This is a genomic window from Streptomyces sp. NBC_00078 (assembly GCF_026343335.1).
Lineage (GTDB): Bacteria > Actinomycetota > Actinomycetes > Streptomycetales > Streptomycetaceae > Streptomyces.
Window position 1 is genome coordinate 5,183,211 of sequence record NZ_JAPELX010000001.1, and the last position, 18,900, is coordinate 5,202,110.

18 protein-coding genes are annotated in these 18,900 nt (G+C 71.4%); 10 read left to right on the forward strand and 8 right to left on the reverse strand.

The window, feature by feature from the left end; genetic code table 11:
- Nucleotides 1–160: 160 nt before the first annotated feature.
- The 3 genes from OOK07_RS24225 (at nt 161) to OOK07_RS24235 (ending at nt 2,080) form a co-directional block, all read left to right on the forward strand.
- A complete protein-coding gene (locus tag OOK07_RS24225; RefSeq protein ID WP_266798441.1) occupies nt 161–340 on the forward strand; it encodes a hypothetical protein in 180 nt (59 codons plus the stop codon).
- Between the two features lie 573 nt (nt 341–913).
- Nucleotides 914–1,834, forward strand: coding sequence for a histidine kinase (locus OOK07_RS24230; RefSeq protein WP_266798443.1), 921 nt, complete (start codon nt 914–916; stop codon nt 1,832–1,834).
- A gap of 87 nt (nt 1,835–1,921) precedes the next feature.
- The gene (locus tag OOK07_RS24235) at nt 1,922–2,080 is read left to right on the forward strand and encodes a hypothetical protein (RefSeq protein WP_266798445.1); all 159 of its coding nucleotides are present in this window, start codon (nt 1,922–1,924) and stop codon (nt 2,078–2,080) included.
- Between the two features lie 353 nt (nt 2,081–2,433).
- Here OOK07_RS24235 and OOK07_RS24240 read toward each other — a convergent pair whose 3' ends face one another.
- Nucleotides 2,434–3,162, reverse strand: coding sequence for a Tn3 family transposase (locus tag OOK07_RS24240; RefSeq protein WP_266798447.1), 729 nt, complete (start codon nt 3,160–3,162; stop codon nt 2,434–2,436).
- A 483-nt stretch (nt 3,163–3,645) separates the two neighbouring features.
- Between OOK07_RS24240 and OOK07_RS24245 the strand changes: the two genes are divergently transcribed.
- Entirely contained in the window at nt 3,646–6,702 is a 3,057-nt protein-coding gene (locus OOK07_RS24245; protein ID WP_266802015.1) for an AfsR/SARP family transcriptional regulator, read from the forward strand.
- Nucleotides 6,703–7,090: 388 nt separating this feature from the next.
- Here the strand turns inward: OOK07_RS24245 and OOK07_RS24250 are convergent, their stop codons facing one another.
- Complete coding sequence (locus OOK07_RS24250) at nt 7,091–8,782, reverse strand: bifunctional 3'-5' exonuclease/DNA polymerase (protein WP_266798449.1); 1,692 nt, start codon at nt 8,780–8,782, stop codon at nt 7,091–7,093.
- Nucleotides 8,783–9,101: 319 nt separating this feature from the next.
- Between OOK07_RS24250 and OOK07_RS24255 the strand changes: the two genes are divergently transcribed.
- Entirely contained in the window at nt 9,102–10,262 is a 1,161-nt protein-coding gene (locus tag OOK07_RS24255) for a DUF2786 domain-containing protein (protein ID WP_266798451.1), read from the forward strand.
- Nucleotides 10,263–10,274: 12 nt separating this feature from the next.
- Here OOK07_RS24255 and OOK07_RS24260 read toward each other — a convergent pair whose 3' ends face one another.
- The 4 genes from OOK07_RS24260 to rpmB form a co-directional block, all read right to left on the reverse strand.
- Entirely contained in the window at nt 10,275–10,826 is a 552-nt protein-coding gene (locus OOK07_RS24260) for a DUF4232 domain-containing protein (protein WP_266798453.1), read from the reverse strand.
- Between the two features lie 95 nt (nt 10,827–10,921).
- Complete coding sequence (locus OOK07_RS24265) at nt 10,922–11,452, reverse strand: hypothetical protein (protein ID WP_266682869.1); 531 nt, start codon at nt 11,450–11,452, stop codon at nt 10,922–10,924.
- A gap of 114 nt (nt 11,453–11,566) precedes the next feature.
- Nucleotides 11,567–11,872: a 30S ribosomal protein S14 gene (gene rpsN / locus OOK07_RS24270; protein WP_266682870.1), complete on the reverse strand. Its 306-nt coding sequence runs from the start codon at nt 11,870–11,872 to the stop codon at nt 11,567–11,569.
- Entirely contained in the window at nt 11,872–12,108 is a 237-nt protein-coding gene (gene rpmB / locus OOK07_RS24275; RefSeq protein ID WP_266798456.1) for a 50S ribosomal protein L28, read from the reverse strand. The genes rpsN and rpmB overlap by 1 nt, the downstream gene beginning before the upstream one ends.
- Nucleotides 12,109–12,504: 396 nt before the next feature.
- On the opposite strand from rpmB, the gene OOK07_RS24280 reads away from it, so the two are divergent.
- On the forward strand, nt 12,505–12,723 hold the full coding sequence (locus OOK07_RS24280; protein ID WP_266520520.1) for a DUF397 domain-containing protein: 219 nt from the start codon (nt 12,505–12,507) through the stop codon (nt 12,721–12,723).
- A 119-nt stretch (nt 12,724–12,842) separates the two neighbouring features.
- On the opposite strand, the gene OOK07_RS24285 is transcribed toward OOK07_RS24280, so the two are convergent.
- Nucleotides 12,843–13,358, reverse strand: coding sequence for an ATP-binding protein (locus OOK07_RS24285; RefSeq protein WP_406312278.1), 516 nt, complete (start codon nt 13,356–13,358; stop codon nt 12,843–12,845).
- Between the two features lie 321 nt (nt 13,359–13,679).
- On the opposite strand from OOK07_RS24285, the gene OOK07_RS24290 reads away from it, so the two are divergent.
- From OOK07_RS24290 to OOK07_RS24305, 4 genes are all read left to right on the forward strand, one after another.
- Entirely contained in the window at nt 13,680–14,516 is an 837-nt protein-coding gene (locus tag OOK07_RS24290; protein ID WP_524540339.1) for a Sco1979 family transcriptional regulator, read from the forward strand.
- A gap of 110 nt (nt 14,517–14,626) precedes the next feature.
- On the forward strand, nt 14,627–16,090 hold the full coding sequence (locus OOK07_RS24295) for an aldehyde dehydrogenase family protein (RefSeq protein ID WP_266682873.1): 1,464 nt from the start codon (nt 14,627–14,629) through the stop codon (nt 16,088–16,090).
- 141 nt (nt 16,091–16,231) lie between these two features.
- Nucleotides 16,232–16,768: a DinB family protein gene (locus OOK07_RS24300; RefSeq protein ID WP_266682874.1), complete on the forward strand. Its 537-nt coding sequence runs from the start codon at nt 16,232–16,234 to the stop codon at nt 16,766–16,768.
- A 28-nt stretch (nt 16,769–16,796) separates the two neighbouring features.
- Nucleotides 16,797–17,438 (forward strand): PadR family transcriptional regulator, encoded by a 642-nt coding sequence (locus OOK07_RS24305; RefSeq protein ID WP_266798461.1) that lies wholly within the window; start codon nt 16,797–16,799, stop codon nt 17,436–17,438.
- Between the two features lie 29 nt (nt 17,439–17,467).
- Here the strand turns inward: OOK07_RS24305 and gad are convergent, their stop codons facing one another.
- Entirely contained in the window at nt 17,468–18,868 is a 1,401-nt protein-coding gene (gad, locus tag OOK07_RS24310) for a glutamate decarboxylase (protein ID WP_266798463.1), read from the reverse strand.
- Nucleotides 18,869–18,900 lie beyond the last annotated feature (32 nt).

The following is an 18,900-nucleotide window of genomic DNA, read 5'->3' on the forward strand; positions in this document are numbered from 1 at the left end:
TGCCCGGGGTGCCCGGGGTGCCCGGGGTGCCGGGGTGCCCGGGGCGACCGGCGGCAGTAGTCCGCCCACCCTGCGGTGGACCGTGTTCAGCACCTCCTGCAGCAGTCGGCGGGCCGGGTCGCCGGAGCCGTCGGGATCCAGCTGCAGACCGGCTCGCACCGTGGGGTCCTCGCTCAGGGCCAGGCCGAGCGCGGAGCCGAAGCGGGACAGCGCCGTGAAGGCGGCCGTTTCGAGCTGGTCGCTCAGGGCGGCGGTGAAGGCCGCGTCGATCAGCGCGGTGGCCTCCCGGCGCGCCTGGTCGTGTACGGCGACCAGCACGGCCTCCTTCGTGGCGAAGTGACGGTAGAGGGCTCCCCTGCTCACCCGCGCGCCACGGCAGATACTGACCAGCCCGGCCTCGCCCGGCCTCGCCCGGCCCGCCGTCTGCGATCAGCTCGGCAGTGGCGCGGAGGATGGCCTGGCGGGTCTGCGCAGCTCGCCTCCGCATCGGTGGATGCGTGTCCTTCCTGGCGAGGGCGGGCGGTCCGATGCGGCGGGCGCCGCTGTCGATAGAGGCTGGAGGAGGGGGGTGCGTGCGGATGGTGGAGCCCGACCCAAGGGCCCGACCCCGGGGTACGAGTGATCGAAGAGGCAATTGACAAACAGACTTGTCTGTTTGTCACCGCCGAACGGTCTGGTATCCGAGGGGGAGGTATCCGATGGACGACCCGACAGCCCCGATACGGCCGTTGTACGGGAGACCGCAGACCGTGGCCGGAGCCGTCTTCGCCGAGGCCCTGCACGAGGGACTGATCCGAGCGACGCGGCGAGCCGCCGACTCACGGCCGTCGATGCCGCGGTCCGCGGCCGGGCCCTGCACCGCACCGCCGGCCACAGCCGCACGCGCCGGTCGCCGGGCCGAGCCGCCCCCCCCGTGCTGCTGGAGGCCGAGCGGGAGGAGGCCCTGCGCCGGTTCCGGCTGGCCCTCCCGGCGGTACTGCCTCCACCCGACCGCGAACGGCCCGCCCTGACCTCGGCGCTCGTCTCCTTCGCTCGGCGCGTGCTGGTGCACGCCGGGCGGTGTGACACGCCGTCCGGGCCGGTACGCCCCTTCCTGCCGCCCGCGGCCGAGGTTGCGCCCCATCACCTCGTGGCTGCGGTGGGCCTGTTGTACGAGTGTGTGCTGATCGAGATGATGGAGTGCGCCACCCGCTCCGGTGACACGGCGCCGCGCCGCACGCTGGCGGCCGTCCAGGAGCTCGCGGACGCGCTGCGAGCCACCGGAGTTGCCTTCTGGCGCGGCGACGACGGCTGGAGCGAGTCCCGCCGACTGGCCCGCCGGCTGCACGACGAGCTCGGCAGCACGCTGGCCGTGGCCCTGCACCGCATCGAGCTAGGCGAGGACGACCCGGCGGGTGCCGCCGCCCATCTCGCGGTGGCCAGGAAGGCGCTCACCGATGCGCTGGCGGAGAACCGCGGCCTGATCGCCGGGCTGCGCCGCAGCACGCGAACACCGCCCCTCCGCCCCGCACTCGAAACCTTCCTGGCCGACCTGGGGCCCGTGCCCGCGGTTGTGCGTCTGCCCGCCGGGAAGGTGTCGACCGTCCGCACGGCGGCCGACGTCTTCCTCGACTCGCTCGGCAACGGCAACACCCTCCGGTCGTACGGCATCGGGCATTCCGGTCTCACCCACCTCGGCGAGGCCGGAGCCAGCCTGCCGATGCTCATGGCGAAGTCACGTCATAAGAGCTCGCCGGGCCGAGGCGTACAACGACTTCCTCGAACTCATCTCCCGCACCCAGGCCACCGGTCGGCTCCGCTCCGACTCGCACGCCCCGGGCCCACCACCTCCTGACCAGCCCGGGAGAAGACCCTGGAGGGCCAGGTCTCGGCCGCGAAGAAGGGCAACCACGGAGGACGGCCCAAGGTCATCGACGACGACATGCTCACCTTCGCCCTCGCCCTGAAGGACAAGGGCGTCTCCGTACCCGAGATCGCGGGCAAGCTCACCATCAAGACAGGCAAGAACGCGGGCAAGGCGCCGTCGGTCGCCTCGCTGTACCGGGCCTTCGCCGAAGCCGAGCAGGACGCGACCGCGTGACCGTGCCCGCAGCCGCTGGATAGCCAGTGAGCCAACCGACCATGATTGTTCTCACCGATACTGGCTGTTCCGTTGGTCCCCAAGGCCGATGACCCGCTCGCCACCACGCCACCAAGGCGTCGGAAAGCCGTAACCGAGCCGTAGCCGCGGGAGGACGGCCCGGGATGAGCAAAACCCTCATCACCTGGGCCGCCATCACCCTGATGACCAGGCGGCTCACCGCTGCAAGGGCCGCCCTGCCGACCGGCGCAACGTCAGCCCTTACTTTGGCGCAGGCGGCCTGATCATCCTGACCGATGTCCCGCTTCTGGAGATTGCGGGTCCTCCCACCCGGCGGCGCAGGCCAGGGCCGGTCATTCCTCGTCGGTGGCGTCCGGGTCGCGCAGCGGGCGCATCCCGCCGGGCAGCTCGGGCAGCTTGAACGAGTACCGGCCCAGCATGTTGATGTGCTGCCGCACGAACGGCGAGAGGCGGGCGACGTCCTCGTCGCGGACGTCGAACCCGTCCGCTCGCAGCTGGCTGACCGTGGCGTCCATGTACCGGGTGTTGAACAGGACGACGGCGTTGAGGACCAGGCCGAGCGCGCCGAGCTGGTCCTCCATGCCGTCCTGGTAGCGCTGGTAGAGCTGCCCCGAGCGGCCGTGGAAGATCTTCCGGGCGAGGGCGTGGCGGCCCTCCTGGAGGTTGGCCTGCGCCTTGATCTGGCGGCGGTAGCCGGGCTCGTCGGCCAGACGCAGGATGTGCAGGGACTTGGCGATCGCGGTCGCCGGCCTGATCCCGGCCCGCTCCATCGGCGCCACCCCGGAGGGCCTGCCGGTCCCCGCGATGCCGAGCTGCTCGGCAAGGTAGTCGACGACCTCCGGCGGAACGCCGGTCGGGTCGTCCAGGAACACCCCGAGATAGCGCGCGGTCGTGAGCTGGGCCGCGAAGCCCAGCCGGTTGTGGGACCGCCGCTTGCCCTCGATCAGCTCCCGGTCCGCGTCGTCCAGGAAGAAGAACCGCTCCAACTCAGTACGGGACGGCGCCCCGTCGTACGCCGCGTACGCGGCGGCTTGTGCATCCGTCAGAAACTCGACCGGCACCCCGGACCTCCACACAGTCAATGATCAACACGACTGCTGAAGGCTCCGCCCTCGAAGAAGTCCAGGTCAAAGCGCTCTCAGGTACGCGGGAGGCTTAGCGCCGGTTTTCGTTCCGATGTTCCTCAACCCCCAACTCTGAAGGCAGGACGAGGGGCCCGGTCGTTCACCTCCGCCGACCGGGACCCTCTCGTGTCCCCCGGATCCGGCCGCGGCAGCGACACTCCCCCGAGTTACGCGTTCTACGCGCGCACCCCCGGGCCAGATCCGATGAGGTGATCACATCAGGCCCTGCCAACGGATCGCTAACATGTGGCCAACGGGTCTGCGGTCAGGCGCCGGCCGATTGGCGGGAAGCCGCCTGCCGCCGGCGCCGAACGCCGCAGCCGCGGCGGATTCGAGCAGAGGCCGCCGGGCAAAGGGTGGCGGGAAACCGTTGTGACGAGGGCGGAAATCCGCCAAGAAGTCGGAAAGGCAGTGGACGGCGTGAGGCGGCACGAGCTGCGCTTCGGACTGCTGGGACCGCCGGTTCTGTACGACGTCCAGAGCGCCCCGGAGGTGTCCGGCACCGACGACGAGGCCGGTGTCAACGCGATCGGCAGCCCCAAGGTCCGTACCCTCCTTGCCGCCCTGCTCCTCGAAGCGGGCCGCGTTGTCTCCGTCGAGACGCTCAAGGACGCGCTGTGGGGCGGAGCGCCGCCCGCCTCCGCACAGGCCTCGCTGCACAACCACGTGGCCCGGCTGCGACGGCTGCTGGACGACCCCGAGCGGCTGCGCGCCGTGCCGCCCGGATATGTGCTGAGGGTCGAACAGGGCGAGCTGGACGTCCATGTGTTCGAACGTCATGTCGTGGCGGCACGCGGTGCGCACGCCGCCCGCAACTGGGAGCGGGCCGTGCGCGAGTGCGGGTCCGCGCTCGCGCTGTGGCGCGGCACCCCGCTGAGCGGGCTCCCCACCGCGCTGGGCGGATACGCCTTCGTCCAGCGTCTGCAGGAGGCGCGGCTGCTGCTTCTGGAGTGGCGCCACGACGCCGCGCTGGCCGCCGGCTGCCCCCGACTGGACGTACTCGTACCGGAGCTGGCCGCGCTGGCCGCCGAGCATCCGCTGCGGGAGGCCTACCACCGCCAGCTGATGCTCGCCCTGCACCGCACCGGCCGGCAGGCCGAGGCCCTCGCCGTCCACCGCGACCTGCGCGCCCGCCTGGTGGAGGAACTGGGCGTAGAACCCGGCGCGGCGGTACGCGAGGCGCATACGGAGGTACTGAAAGGCGCCGGCGACCCGGCAGGCGCAGGCGAAGGGCAACGCCCACCGCGGCCCACCGCACCCCACGACGAAAGCGGTACGGGTGGTGCGGGTGCGCCCCCGCATCTGGTCGAAGGCCGGGTGCCGCCCCCCACACCACCCGCACCGGCCCAACTCCCCCCGCCCCCACCTCACTTCACCGGCCGCGCACCCGAACAGACAGACCTGCACCGGGCCCTGCTCGACCGGCGCAGCCACGCCCTCACCGTCATCAGCGGCATGGCCGGCGTAGGCAAGAGCGCCCTCGCCCTGCACGTCTCCCATCAGCTGCGGGAACGTTTCCCCGACGGTCAGCTGTACGTCAATCTGCACGGCGCCACCCCCGGCATGACCCCGCTCACCTCCGCACAGGCGCTCACCGCCCTGCTCCGCGACCTCGGCACGGAGCCCCGCCGTATCCCCGAACACCCGGACGCGGCCGCCGCGTTGCTGCGCTCGCTGCTCGCGCCGACCCGCACGCTGCTGGTCCTGGACGACGCCGCGAACGCCGCGCAGGTGCGGCCGCTGCTGCCGGCCGGCGCCGGGTGCGCCGTGATCGTCACCAGCCGTTCGCCGCTGACCGCCCTCGACGGCGCCCGCCGCTTCCCGCTCACCCCCCTGAGCGACGAGGAGAGCGCCGCGCTGCTGCGGGCGGTCTCCGGCCGCAGTGCCCTCGACGCGGCCCACCCCCTCGTCGAACTCGCCGGCCGCCTCCCGCTCGCCCTGCGCATCGTCGCGGCCCGCCTCGCCGCCCGCCGCGCCCTCACCCCTGACGTACTCGCCGGTCAACTGGCCGCCACCGAGGGGCGGTTGCATCATCTGGAGTACGACGACCTGAGCGTCCGCCGCTCCCTGGCCGTCGCGCACGACGCGCTCGCTGCCTCGGGGCGGGAGGCCGACCAGGATGCCGCCCTCGTGCTGCGCGGCATCGGCGCCCTGGATCTGCCCGCGTACGGCGCGCCCCTGCTCGCCCACCTCGTCGGCATCGACGCGCGCCGCGCCGAGGCCGCGTTGGACCGGCTCGTCGACGTGGCCCTCCTGGAGGAGACGGCGTACGGCCGCTACGCCCCTCACGACCTGGTGCGCGACTTCGCCCGCGAACTCGCCGCCGACGAGACCGACGCCGTCGACTCCGCCCTGCCCTGGTACGCAGCCGCCGCCGAACTCGCCCTCGCCGCGCTCGTCGAACCGGGCCTCGACCTGGACGACCGCCGCCGCCCGACCGCGGCCCAGCCGCCGGACCATGCGGCGCAGGTGGCCGCCCTGCCCGACTTCGAATCCTCCGGACAGGCCTTCGCCTGGGGCGACATGGAGCTGGGGAACGTCGTCACGCTGGTCGAGCGGCACGCGGATGACGCCGACGACCTGAGGGCCGCCCGCATCTCGGTGCTGATCCGCCTCTTCTTCCCGTACGTGCAGCGCAGTGGCCGTGTCGCCGAGATGGAGGTGCTCGGCCGGGCCGCTCTGAGCGTGGCGCGCCGCCTCGGTGACGAGGCCGCCGAGGCGTACGCGCTGGGGGACCTGGCCGGCCTGCACTTCCTGACCGGGCAGCAGAGCGAGGCCCTCGACCTCAACGACCGGGCACTGGCGATCTGGCGGCGGCTCGACCGCGTCTCCTGGATGCGCCGCTGCCTCAACAACCGGGGCCTGCTGCTCGAAGGACTCGGCCGCTACGAGGAGTCCGGGCGGGCCCTGTGCCAGAGCCTGGAGTACTCACGGCAGTTGAACGACCCCCACGGCGAGGCCGTGACCCACAGCCACCTCGGCAACCTGTACGAGCACAGCGATCCGCGGGCCGCGATCGAGCAGCACCGGCGCTCGCTCGCCATCGGCCACGAGATCGGTGCCGTGATCGTGCAGCACTCCGCGCACTGCAACATCGGGTACGCCCACCTCACCCTCGGCGAACCGGCCGCCGCCGTCCCGCACTTCGAGGAGAGCCTGCGCATCCTGGGCGGACACTGCGACTGGCACGGGGAGTCGCAGACCCGGCTCGGGCTGGTGCGCGCCCTGCGGCTGCTCGGCCGTACGGACCGGGCCGGCGGCGAGTGCGCCGAGCTGCTCCGCCGCGCGGACGCCCGCGCCGACCACTACACGAGCGGTCTCGTGCGCCATCAGTACGGCCTCCTGCTGCGTGAGCGGGGGCACGCGCTGGAGGCGTACGAGGAGTGGCGCGCGGCACTCGACGCCCTGGACGGCACGGACGAGAAGACGGTGGTGACGGAACTGAGGGAACTACTGTCCGAGCCCGACACCGACTGACCCCCAAACTCCGACCCACCACCTGCCCTTTGGCACCTGCCGCTGACCGGGCCTGCGGCCTGCCCTCTGGCACCTGCCGCTCGCCGGGCCTGCGGCCTGCCGTTTTACAGGGCCGGCGCCTGCGGCCTGCGGACTGCGGCGCCTGCCGGGGCGACTCCCTCCGTCTGCCGTCTGCCGTCCGCACGCTCACTGCCCCGCGCCCCCGCCGGCCGCCGCCCGTCGTCCGCCGGTCCGCCGCCCGCAGTCTGCGGGGCCGACTCCTGCTGTCTGCAGCCTGCCAGTCCGCCTCTCACTGGCCCCCGCTGGCCCCCGCCCCGGCCGGCCCCCACCCCTCACCCCTCACCCCTCACCGCTCGCCGCTCACCCCTCACCCCTCACCCCTCACCCCTCACTTCGCGTCGGCATAGCACTCCACCACCGCCGTCGTGAACGGGAAAGGTACCGGCGTCTCCCCGAACGTCAGCCGCCCCGCCAGCTCAGCCGCCTCCCGGATCGCCGTCACCACTGCCTCCGCCTCCTGCTCGGGGCAGTGCACGATCACCTCGTCGTGCTGGAAGAAGACCAGCTCGGCCGCCATGCCCGTGCAGGCCTGGCGCAGTGCGGCGAGCAGCAGCAGGGCCCAGTCGGCAGCGCTGCCCTGGACGACGAAGTTGCGGGCGAAGCGGCCGCGGGCGCGGGCGTTGGTGGAGGCGTAGCCCGGCACCCAGTCGGTCCCGGCGGGGGTCTCGGCCGGTTCGTCCTGAGGGATGCCCGCCTCCTCCGCCGCGTCGTCGCCCGCCCCGGCGGCGGGCGGACAGGTCCGCCCCAGCCAGGTCCGCACGAGCCGTCCCTCCTCGCCCGCGCGCGCCGCGTCGTCGACGTACGCCACCGCCTTCGGGAAGCGGCGTCTGAGCGCGGCGAGGTTCTTCAGGCCGTCGCCGGAGGTCTGGCCGTAGACCGCGCCCAGCACGGCGAGTTTGGCCTGGGCTCGGTCGCCGGAGAAGGCCCGGTCGGAGACGGCCTGGTAGAGGTCGGTCTCGCGGCCGGCCACTTCCATGAGCCCCGGGTCGCGGGAGATGGCCGCGAGCACACGCGGCTCCATCTGATCGGCGTCCGCGACGACGAGCCGCCAGCCGGGGTCGGCGACGGCGGCCCGCCGGATCACCTTGGGGATCTGCAGCGCGCCCCCACCATTGGTGACCCACCTGCCGGTGACGGTCCCGCCCGCGAGGAACTCGGGTCTGAACCGGCCGTCGCGCACCCAGTCCTGCAGCCAGGACCAGCCGTGGGCGACCCAGATCCGGTACAGCTTCTTGTACTCGAGCAGCGGCTTCACGGCCGGGTGGTCGACGGACTCGATCTCCCAGCGCCGGGTCGACCTGACCTTGATCCCGGCCCGCGCGAACGCCTTGATGACGTCGGCGGGCAGATCGGGCCGGACGCGGCGCCCGAAGGCGGCGGACACCTCGTCGGCCAGTTCGGCGAGGCGGCGGGGCTCGCCACCGCCCGCGTACCGCTCGCCGAGGAGCTCGTGCAGCAGCCGGCGGTGCACGTCGGCGCTCCACGGCAGTCCCGCCCGGTTCATCTCGGCGGCGATCAGCATGCCCGCCGACTCGGCCGCGGTCAGCAGCCGCATCCGGTCCGGGTGCGCGGTGGCGTCGTGCCGACGCTGCTGCTCGGCGTACACCTCGGCCAGGTCCGGCAGCGGCACATGGACGGTCTGCGGTTCGAACAGGGGGGACTGCGCGCCGGGCTCGGCGGAGCGCTGCGGCGGGTCGGGCGGTACGGGGCCGCCGCGCAGCCGGGCCAGGGCGGCGGCCGCCGAGTGGGGTTCCCCGTACCGCCCCTCGTGGCCGAGCAGGAGGGTCTCGGCGTCCTCGATGTCGTAGCACCGCTCCACCCGCACCCCCGTGGCGAGCAGGCGCGGATAGACCTCCGCGGTGGACCGCCACACCCAGCGCGCGGCTTCGGGCCGCACCCGCACGGCCGTGGCGAGGTCGGGCTCCCAGCGGACCGGTCCGGCGAGCAGCCCGTCAGGACCGAGGGGGGCGATCTCCACGCCACCGTCCTCGGCCGGAGCGAGAGCCCAGCGATCGGTCATGCTGGCGAGTGTCGCAGGGAGGTCTGACAACGGCCTCCGCAGGCGGCGGCCTCAGCCCAGATTGCTGCACGGACATCGCGCAGGCCACGCGCCGAACGCTGCCCGGATCTCGCGGAGTGAGACCTGTCCGGAAGCCGGAAGAGAGCGACGTCAGACAGGCCGGGCGAACGCCACTGTCGGCCACGCTCACCTGTCAGGCCCGGCGGCCGGACAGAACAGCGGCAAGACAGCCCAGCGGGGCGTCAGTCAGTGCCGGAGCCACGACCACCGGAACCTGAGTATCAGGATCAATGTCAGTGCCGCGTGGCACGATCGACGAGTGAGCAGCACTGCCTCCAGCACCGTCGAAAGCGCCTTCCGGGCCGCCCTGTACGCCGAGACCGACACCGCCCTCGACACGGGCGCCTCCCTGCTGGCCGCGCACCCGGCAGCGGACGAAGAACTCGCCGAGCGCGGCCGGGAGTTCGTGGCGACGGCATGGCGGCGCGGCTGGCAGCCCGCCGACGTCATCCGGATCGTGCGGCGCGAGCTGGAGGACGTACACGTACGCCTGGCGTCGGCGTTGATCCGCGCGCAGAGCCCCGACGACCGCCCGCGTGGTCCCCGCTGGACCGCGCAGCTGGACGAACTCACCGCGGAAGCGGCCGAAGCCGAGACCGGGGGCCCGCCACCGCGCGCCGACCGCTTCACGCACGCGACCACCGTTCTGGAGCTGTACCGCCTGCTGCTGCGCCTGCCGGCCCTCGAACCCCTCGACGAGCCCACGCGGCAGCCTGGTCCCGGGCCCGGTCCCGACGGCGGTCCCGGATCCGAGTCGCGCATGCTCACCCGCATCCGCGCGCTGCTCGCCAAGGCCGAGGCGACCGGCTTCCCCCAGGAGGCGGAGGCACTGTCCGCCAAGGCGCAGGAGCTGATGGCCCGGCACAGCATCGACGAGGCGCTGCTCGCCGCCCGGGCGCCGTCCCCCGACGCCCCCGGAGCGTGCCGGATCGGCGTCGAGGCGCCGTACGAGCAGGCGAAGGCGGTGCTGCTGGACGCGGTGGCCACCGCGAACCACTGCCGGGCCGTGTGGAACGAGCCACTGGGCTTCTCCACCGTCGTCGGCTTCGAGGCGGACCTGGAAGTGGTCGAGCTCTTGTACACCTCGCTCCTCGTACAGGCCACGACGGCCATGACGAAGGCGGAGACGGCCCAGCGGGCGGGCGGCCGCAGACGCACCAAGACCTTCCGGCAGTCCTTCCTCGCCGCCTACGCCCACCGGATAGGCACGCGCCTGGCGGCGGCCGCCGAGACGCAGGTGACCGACGACCTGCTCCCGGTGCTGGCCTCCCGCGAGGTCGCGGTCACCACGCACACCGACCGCATGTTCCCGCAGACGACCACGTCCCGTCTGCGCGGGGTGAGCGACGCCGCGGGCTGGACCGAGGGCGCGCAGGCCGCGGACCGGGCCCGGGTAGGGGCCCGGCCACGGCTTCCGTGAGAGGTGCGGGCGTCAGTCGCCGGCCTGCTGGAAGGCGGTCACCGAGGCGTTCGGCGTGCTCGCGCCGCCCTTGAGAGCGACGTCGCCGTAGGACCACTTGAAGCTGTGGGCGGTGCTGGAGCCGGGCAGGGTGAACGTCGCGGTCTTCACCGCGAGGCTCGTGCTTCCGCCCGCCTCGCCCCGGACGTAGGCGATCGTGAAGGAGGCGGTCGCGTCCTTGGCGAGGGTCAGCTTCTGGGCCTTGGCGGCCTTGTCGGCGGGGACGGTGCTGGAGTCGCCGCCCGCACGGAGGCCGACACCCGGGAAGCCGTTCAGGGTGCACTTGGGGCCGCGGTTGGTGATCGTGACGGTGACGTTGCCGGAGTCCCCGGCGCCCGGGGCCGCGCTCGCCGCGACCTGCACGGCGACGCCGTCGAGCGTGCAGGCGTCACCGGCCTTGCTTTGGCTCGTGCCGTTCTTGCTCGTGCCGTTCTTGCTTGTGCCGCCGTCACCGCCGTTGTCGTCGCAGGCGGTCAGCAGAAGGGCCGCGGCGAGGGCGGCGACGGTGATCGGAGTGGCGCGCATGTGGGTCCTCTGGTGCTCTGCGGCGTGACGCCGGTGATCGCGTGCATGGATCATCACGCACGTACCCGTGCGGCGGTTGCCCGCCCCCGGGCCGACTACTGCCCGAGGTTCGCCGTGGGCAGCCCCGTCGGCAGGCCGCCGCCCTTCGACTTGGTGTACGTCTCCTTGCCGACACTGCCCGACCAGGTGATCTGCAGCGATCCCTTGGACACGGAGTCGACCATGCCCGTCGCCCGGTCCTTGCTGCCGTCCGTGCAGGTGAGGCGGATCATCTCCATACCGGCTTCCTTGCCCGCGGTCCCGCTGCACACGGTCCCGCCGGTCGAGAAGAGCCCGGCCTTCTTGTCGGTGATCACCAGTGCCACGGCCTTGCCGCCGGTCGTGGCGAGCCAGCTGCCCTGCAGGTCGTCGGACGCGCTCGTCGCCCCGCCGGTGCCACCGCCCGTGTCGGCCGTCGCCGTCGGGGCCGCGGAGGAGGAGGGGCTGGACGAGGAGCCGTCCGTGGAATCGCCGCCGCTGCACGCGGTCAGCACGAGCGCGCCCGCCAGCCCGGCGGCCGCCGCCGCGATCCGCACCTGCCGGCGCGACACCGTGCGAGAGGGACGCGTGAAGGTCGCCGAAGTCACTGGAAGCTCCCAAGCTGTAGCGGGCGGTGGCCGGTCGTCCCGGCCGCGTGGCCGAAACGCCCGCAGCAAGCTACCAGCAGCGGCCGCCCGCCCCACGGGGAGCGACTGTGAGATTTACCAGGAGGACTTGCGCACGCCCGGCAGATACCCGGCATGCGCCTGTTCCCGCAGCGACAGCCGCGACAGCCCGAAGACCCGGAAGTACCCGCGCGGCCGTCCGTCCACCTGGTCGCGGTTGCGTACGCGCGTCGGGCTGGCGTCGCGCGGCTGGCCCCGCAACTCCCGCTGTGCGGCGAGCCGTTCGGCCTCCGTCGACGACGGCCGCCGGATGGTCTCCTGCAGCTCGGCGCGGCGCTCGGCGTAGCGGGCGACGATCTCCCGCCGCCGACCGTTCTTCGCGATCTTGCTCTGCTTCGCCATCAGACCCGCACCCCCCGCGCGCGGATCCGCGCCACGGCCGCCTCGACGCCGATCGCGTCGACGGTCCTGATCCCCTTCGTGCTCAACCGCAGCCGCACGTGCCGGCCCTCGCCCGGCAGCCAGTACCCCTTGCTCTGGATGTTGGGGTCGAAGCGGCGGGACGTGCGCCGGTGGGATCGGGAGATGCGGTTGCCGAAGCCGGGCCGGGCGCCGGTCAGCATGCAGTGCGCGGACATGGATGCCGTACCTCTCCTGGAATCACTATCACTAATGGTATTCATTTTCAGTAAAATAGCAGAGCCGCGCCGGGCGGGCCGAAATGCCGGAACATGTGCGGACGGGGGAACAGGAAGGCCGCGGTGTGCGTCTCTTCCTGTGTGCGTACGGGGGCGGCCCGGCATGGGATATGGGCGCCGGGGCAGACGCTGGAGCGGATGCAGAAGCGCGTACGACCATGTCAGGCCTCGTACGTCACATCTGTAACCGGAGCCCCACCCCCCGTGCACGTGCATCTGCTCATGCATCAGCACGTGAACACGGCTATGATCCGGACCAGTTGACCACTGCATCATTGGCCCCAAGGCCACCGCACCATCGGGGAGCGACCTGTGGACCACGACGTGTACAACGGCATGGCGGCCACGGAGCTGAACGGGGTGGCCTGGCAGAAGAGCCTGCACAGCAACTCGCAGGGATCCTGCGTGGAGTTCGCCAGGCTGCCCGGCGGAGACGTGGCCGTGCGCAACTCGCGCTTCCCCGAAGGGCCGGCGCTCGTCTACACGCGCGCCGAGATAGAGGCGATGCTCCTGGGCGTCAAGGACGGCGAGTTCGACCACCTCGTGGTGGGCTGACATCCGGCCGGCCCGAGTTTGAGCCCGAGTTCGAGTCAGGGCCCGGGGCAACTCGGGGCAATTGGTGCCTTACATGCTGTAACGCGCGTAGAACCCCGGCGTCAGCGGACGCCGGGGTTCTATTTCGCGGGCAGCGGCTGGGGTGTGTGCGGCAGCCGGAACAGCGCCCAGACGACCTTGCCGCCGAGCGTGCCGGCCATCGGGTGCCAGCCCCAGCTGTCGGCGAAGGAGTCGACGAGGAACAGGCCGCGGCCCGACTCGGCCGAGAAGTCGTCCGCCTCCCGGGCGACCGGACTCGCGTGGCTCGGGTCGCGCACCGCGCACACCAGCCGCTCGGTCCAGCGCATCAGGTGCAGGCGCACGGGCGGGCCCTGCTCCACCGTGCACAGACTGCCCGCCGGCAGGCCGTGCCGCAGGGAGTTGGTGACCAGCTCGGAGACCACGAGACAGACGTCGTCGAAGCGGTCGCCCATGTCCCACTGGTCGAGGGTTCTGCGGGTGAAGCGTCTCGCCTCGCCCACTGCTTCGTAGCGGGCGGGGAGGGCGCAGGACGCGGCGCTGGACACGGCCGCGGGATCCAGCGGCGGAAGGCCCTGCCGTAACGGCTCGAGCATGGTCGATCCATTCGTCCCCATGCGAGGCACTCCCCGGTGTTCGCGGTCATTGCGATGCAGCGGTTGCGCGAGACCATGGTTTCGGATGCGCGGTGCAGATGCAAGGTGCAGATGCACGTGCACGTGACCGAATTGGACGTTCCCGTACCGCTTCTTGGTCATTTTTTCCGCCGTCTTCTCTCCCTCTCCTTGTCCACTCCTTCCCGCTTCCTGGGCGGAATCTTTGACTTCCTCTCTTCTCTGTAATCGGACGAGTACTGCTCGGAGTGTTTTAGTGGCAGACTTCGGCCCCTGGAGGCGTTGGGGAGGCTGGCGAACGTGAGCGTGGGAGAGCCCGGATCGGTGGTGCGGCGCATGCTGCTCGGCTCGCAACTCAGGCGGCTGCGTGAAGCGCGCGGCATCACTCGCGAGGCGGCGGGCTACTCGATCCGTGCGTCCGAGTCGAAGATCAGCCGGATGGAACTGGGCCGGGTGAGCTTCAAGACGCGTGACGTCGAAGACCTGCTGACGCTGTACGGCATCACGGACGAGCAGGAGCGCACCCAGCTCCTGTCCCTCGCCCGCGAGGCCAACGTCGCGGGCTGGTGGCACAGTTACTCGGACGTGCTGCCGAGCTGGTTCCCCACCTATGTGGGCCTGGAGGGCGCGGCGCATCTGATCCGGGCCTACGAGGTGCAGTTCGTGCACGGCCTGCTGCAGACCGAGGCGTATGCACGCGCGGTGGTGCGGCGGGGGATGAGGGGGGCGAGCCCCGCCGACATCGAGAAGCGTGTGGAGCTGCGCCTGGAGCGGCAGAAGAACCTCGTCTCCGAGCACGCGCCCGACTTCCACGTCATCCTGGACGAGGCCGCCCTGCGCCGCCCGTACGGCGACCGCGAGGTGATGCGCGGTCAGCTCCAGCATCTGATCGAGATCTCGGCACGGCCGAACGTACGGCTGCAGATCATGCCGTTCGGCTTCGGCGGCCACTCGGGCGAGAGCGGCGCGTTCACGATCCTCAGCTTCCCGGAGTCCGACCTGTCGGACGTCGTCTATCTGGAGCAGCTCACCAGTGCGCTCTATCTGGACAAGCACGAGGACGTCGGCCAGTACGAGAAGGCGCTGAAGGAGCTCCAGCAGGACAGCCCCGGGCCGGACGAGAGCCGCGACCTTCTGCGGGGCCTCCTCCAGCTCTCCTAGGGTTCTCCCCACGACTTCGCTCTCAGTCCCCAAGTCGCTTGCGTCGCCCGTACGATGACGTGTGATCAGGCCGTGCCGTTGATCGTGTCTGCTAGCGATTTGGGGATCACATGTCGTCGTCGTACTTCACCGACCTGGCTCAGCAGTACATCGACGGCGAATGGCGCCCGGGCACGGGCTCCTGGGACATCATCGACTTCGATCCGTACGACGGCGAGAAGCTGGCGTCGATCACGATAGCCACGGTCGACGAGGTCGACGACGCGTACCGGGCGGCGGCCCGCGCACAGAAGCAGTGGGCGAAGACCAACCCGTACGCCCGCCGCGCGGTGTTCGAGAAGGCACTGCGGCTGATCGAGGAGCGCGAGCAGGAGATCGCCGAGGTGATCATCGCCGAGGTCGGTGGCACCCGTCTGAAGGCCGGCTTCGAACTCCACCTGGCCAAGGAGTTCCTGCGCGAGTCGATCCAGTGGGCGCTGCGCCCCGAGGGCAAGATCCTCCCGTCGCCGGTGGACGGCAAGGAGAACCGCCTCTACCGCGTCCCGGTGGGCGTGGTGGGTGTCATCAGCCCCTTCAACTTCCCCTTCCTGCTGTCGGTCAAGTCGGTCGCCCCGGCCCTGGCCCTCGGCAACGGCGTGGTGCTCAAGCCCCACCAGAGCACCCCGATCACCGGCGGCTCCCTGGTCGGGAAGATCTTCGAGGACGCGGGGCTCCCGGGCGGTCTGCTCAACGTCGTCATCACGGACATAGCGGAGATAGGCGACGCCTTCATCGAGCACCCGGTCCCGAAGGTCATCTCCTTCACCGGGTCCGACAAGGTCGGCCGCCACGTGGCCACCGTCTGCGCCTCGCACTTCAAGCGCTCGATCCTCGAACTCGGCGGCAACAGCGCGATCGTGGTCCTCGACGACGCCGACATCGACTACGCGGTCGACGCGGCGGTGTTCAGCCGGTACGTCCATCAGGGCCAGGTCTGCATGGCCGCCAACCGCGTCCTGGTCGACCGTACGATCGCCGACGAGTTCACCCGGAAGTTCGTCGCCAAGGTGAAGACCCTCAAGGTCGGCGACCCGCGCGACCCGCAGACCGTCATCGGCCCGGTCATCAACTCCTCGCAGGCGGACGCTCTTTCGGGTGTCGTCGAGCAGGCGGTCTCCGAGGGCGCGACGGCCCTGCTGCGTGGCACGACCACGGACAACCTGGTCGAGCCCTCGGTCCTCACCGGCGTCCCCGCCGACTCGGCTCTGCTGCGGCAGGAGGTCTTCGGCCCGGTCGTCTTCCTCGTCCCCTTCGACGGTGAGGAGGAGGCCGTACGCATCGCCAACGACACGCCGTACGGCCTGAGCGGCGCCGTCCACACGGGCGACGTGGAGCGGGGCGTCTCGTTCGCCAAGCAGATCGACACCGGCATGTTCCATGTGAACGACGGCACCGTCCACGACGAGCCCCTCGTCCCCTTCGGCGGCGAGAAGAGCTCCGGTGTGGGCCGGCTGAACGGCGAGACGACCATCGACTCCTTCACCACCCTGAAGTGGATCTCGGTGCAGCACGGCAGGAGCGGGTTCCCCTTCTAGTTTCAGTTCCAGTTCCCGGTGACCTTCGGTCTTCGCGACCGCAGCGGGCCGTTGAGGACAGAATCTGACCTCGATGGCCCGTAGCTTCGTCGGTGTCGGGCAGGGGGACGGACTCCCTGCCACCGGTGAAAGGCGGCGGTCATGGTCACTCACGTACTGGTCGAGGCGCGGGGCGACGAGCGGGGGGCGCTGCTGTCCTTCCTGGCGGAACAGCGTGGCGGCATCCGCCGGGCGGTGCTCGGGCTGACGGACGAGCAGGCGACGTCCCGCCCCACCGTCAGTGAGCTGTCCCTGGCGGGTCTGGTGAAGCACGTCGCGGAGACCGAGCAGGGCTGGGTGGCCCGCGCGCGCGGCGAGTCGCCGGCCGTGCACCATGACCCGTCGAACTGGCACGAGAGCTTCGCGCTCCTCGACGGCGAGACGGTCGAGTCGCAGCTCGCGTACTGGGAGAAGGTCGCCGCCGAGACCGAGGCATACGTCCGCTCGGTGCCGAGCCTGGACGACACCTTTCCGCTCCCGGACCAGCCCTGGTTCCCGCCGGAGGGGCGCGTCTCCGTGCGCTGGCTGTGCCTTCACCTGATCCGCGAGACCGCCCGGCATGCCGGGCACGCCGACATCATCCGGGAGGCCCTCGACGGGAAGACGGCGTTCGAGCTGGTGGCGCTCGCCGAAAAGTGAGGCCGTAGGAGGCCATAACCTGGACCGTATGTCAACGATCCGTCTCCTCGTGCTCGGCGCGGTCCGCCGGCACGGGCGGGCCCACGGCTACCAGGTGCGGAGCGACCTGGAGTACTGGGGGGCGCACGAGTGGTCCAACGCCAAGCCCGGCTCGATCTACCACGCGTTGAAGCAGCTGGCGAAGCAGGGGCTGCTGCACGCGCACGAGGTCGCGCCGTCCACGGCCGGCGGGCCGCCGCGCACGGAGTACGAGATCACCGACTGGGGCACCGATGAGTTCCTCCGGCTGCTGCGCGAGGCGCTGACCTCCTACGACCAGAAGACGGACGTGAAGTCGGCGGCCATCGGCTTCATGGTCGACCTGCCGCGTGCTGAGGTGGTGGCCCTGCTGAAGGAGCGGGTCAGGCGCATCGAGGAGTGGCGAGGGGCCGTCACCGGGCACTACGTCCCCGAGGGCGGCCCCGAACAGCTCGGCCACATCGGCGAGATCATGAACCTCTGGGTGCATACGGCCGACGTCGAGGCCGAGTGGACCGACGGGCTGATCGGCCGGATCGAGGGTGGGGCGTACACCTTCGCGGGGGAGGGCGAGCCGTTTGTCGGCGTCCTGGCCGAGGGAGACGAGAACCCGTACGCCACGGGGGAGCGTCATCCGGGAGACGATCACTAATCGCTTCGCGCGCCTCGGCCGATAGCGCGTCAGTGGTGGAAGCCGGTGGCCGCGCCCTTGTCCCTGGTGTACGGGTGCGGCTGGCGGCGCAGTTCCGGCAGCAGCCGCGTCAGGTCCTCCACGAACAGGTCCGCGAGGTCCGCCGAGAAGCCGTTGCGGCACACCACCCGCAGCACGGACAGGTCCTCCCGGTTCGGCGGGAAGGTGTACGCGGGCACCAGCCAGCCGCTCTCCCGCATCCGCCGGGACACGTCGAAGACGTCGTACGAATCCACGTCCTCGGCCGTCGTGAAGGCGAAGACGGGCAGTTCGTCGCCCCGGGTCAGCAGCCGGAAGTCGCCGAGCGCCTCGACGCGTCCGGCGATGCCCATGGCCACGTCCCGCGTCGTCTGCTGCACGGCGCGGAAGCCCTCGCGGCCCAGCCGCAGGAACGTGTAGTACTGCGCGACCACCTGGGCGCCGGGGCGCGAGAAGTTGAGGGCGAAGGTCGGCATGTCGCCGCCCAGGTAGTTGACGCGGAAGACCAGGTCCTCGGGCAGCGCCTCCTTGTCGCGCCACAGCGCCCAGCCGACGCCCGGGTAGACCAGTCCGTACTTGTGGCCCGAGGTGTTGATGGACGCCACGCGCGGGAGGCGGAAGTCCCAGACCACCTCCGGGTCGAGGAAGGGGGCGACCATGCCGCCGGACGCGCCGTCCACGTGCACGGGGATGTCCAGACCGGTGCGCTCCTGGAGGGCGTCGAGCGCCGCGCACAGGTCCGCGATGGGCTCGTAGGAGCCGTCGAAGGTCGAGCCGAGGATGCCGACGACCCCGATGGTGTTCTCGTCGCACAGTTCGGCGGCGGCCTGCGGATCGAGGTGGAAGCGGTCACCGTCCATGGGCACCTGGCGGGCTTCCACCTCCCAGAAGTTGCAGAACTTGTCCCAGCACACCTGGACGTTGACGCCCATCACCAGGTTGGGCGGCGCCCCCGGGGTGGGGCTGCGCCTGCTCCAGCGCCGCTTGAGCGCCATCCCGGCGAGCATGCACGCCTCGCTCGACCCGGTTGTCGAACAGCCCACGGCCGCCGACGGATCCGGTGCGTTCCACAGATCGGCGAGCATCGCCACACAACGCCGCTCCAGCTCGGCGGTGCGCGGGTACTCGTCCTTGTCGATCATGTTCTTGTCCCGGCACTCCGCCATCAGGACGCCGGCCTGCGGCTCCATCCAGGTGGTGACGAACGTGGCCAGATTCAGCCGTGAGTTGCCGTCCAGCATCAGCTCGTCGTGCACCAGCTGGTACGCCGTCATCGGGGGCATGGCCGCGTCCGGGAGCCGGTGCCTGGGTGGCGCTTCGGTCATGCCGGCGACCGGATTGGCCTCCCCGAAGAAGGGATTGACCGACACCGGGCGCTCGTCGTGCTTCTGCGGGCCTTCGTGGAGCGCCATGGCCTTGTCTCCTCGTCTCTTTCGGAATCTCT

Coding starts and splice junctions, on each gene's coding strand:
- OOK07_RS24280 (WP_266520520.1), top strand. CDS start 12,505: ATGGCGGCCACGGAGCTGAACGGGGTGGCCTGGCAGAAGAGCCTGCAC.
- OOK07_RS24250 (WP_266798449.1), bottom strand. CDS start 8,782: ATGACCGATCGCTGGGCTCTCGCTCCGGCCGAGGACGGTGGCGTGGAG.
- OOK07_RS24300 (WP_266682874.1), top strand. CDS start 16,232: ATGGTCACTCACGTACTGGTCGAGGCGCGGGGCGACGAGCGGGGGGCG.
- OOK07_RS24235 (WP_266798445.1), top strand. CDS start 1,922: ATGCTCACCTTCGCCCTCGCCCTGAAGGACAAGGGCGTCTCCGTACCC.
- OOK07_RS24260 (WP_266798453.1), bottom strand. CDS start 10,826: ATGCGCGCCACTCCGATCACCGTCGCCGCCCTCGCCGCGGCCCTTCTG.
- rpsN (WP_266682870.1), bottom strand. CDS start 11,872: ATGGCGAAGCAGAGCAAGATCGCGAAGAACGGTCGGCGGCGGGAGATC.
- OOK07_RS24305 (WP_266798461.1), top strand. CDS start 16,797: ATGTCAACGATCCGTCTCCTCGTGCTCGGCGCGGTCCGCCGGCACGGG.
- OOK07_RS24295 (WP_266682873.1), top strand. CDS start 14,627: ATGTCGTCGTCGTACTTCACCGACCTGGCTCAGCAGTACATCGACGGC.
- rpmB (WP_266798456.1), bottom strand. CDS start 12,108: ATGTCCGCGCACTGCATGCTGACCGGCGCCCGGCCCGGCTTCGGCAAC.
- OOK07_RS24285 (WP_406312278.1), bottom strand. CDS start 13,358: ATGGGGACGAATGGATCGACCATGCTCGAGCCGTTACGGCAGGGCCTT.
- gad (WP_266798463.1), bottom strand. CDS start 18,868: ATGGCGCTCCACGAAGGCCCGCAGAAGCACGACGAGCGCCCGGTGTCG.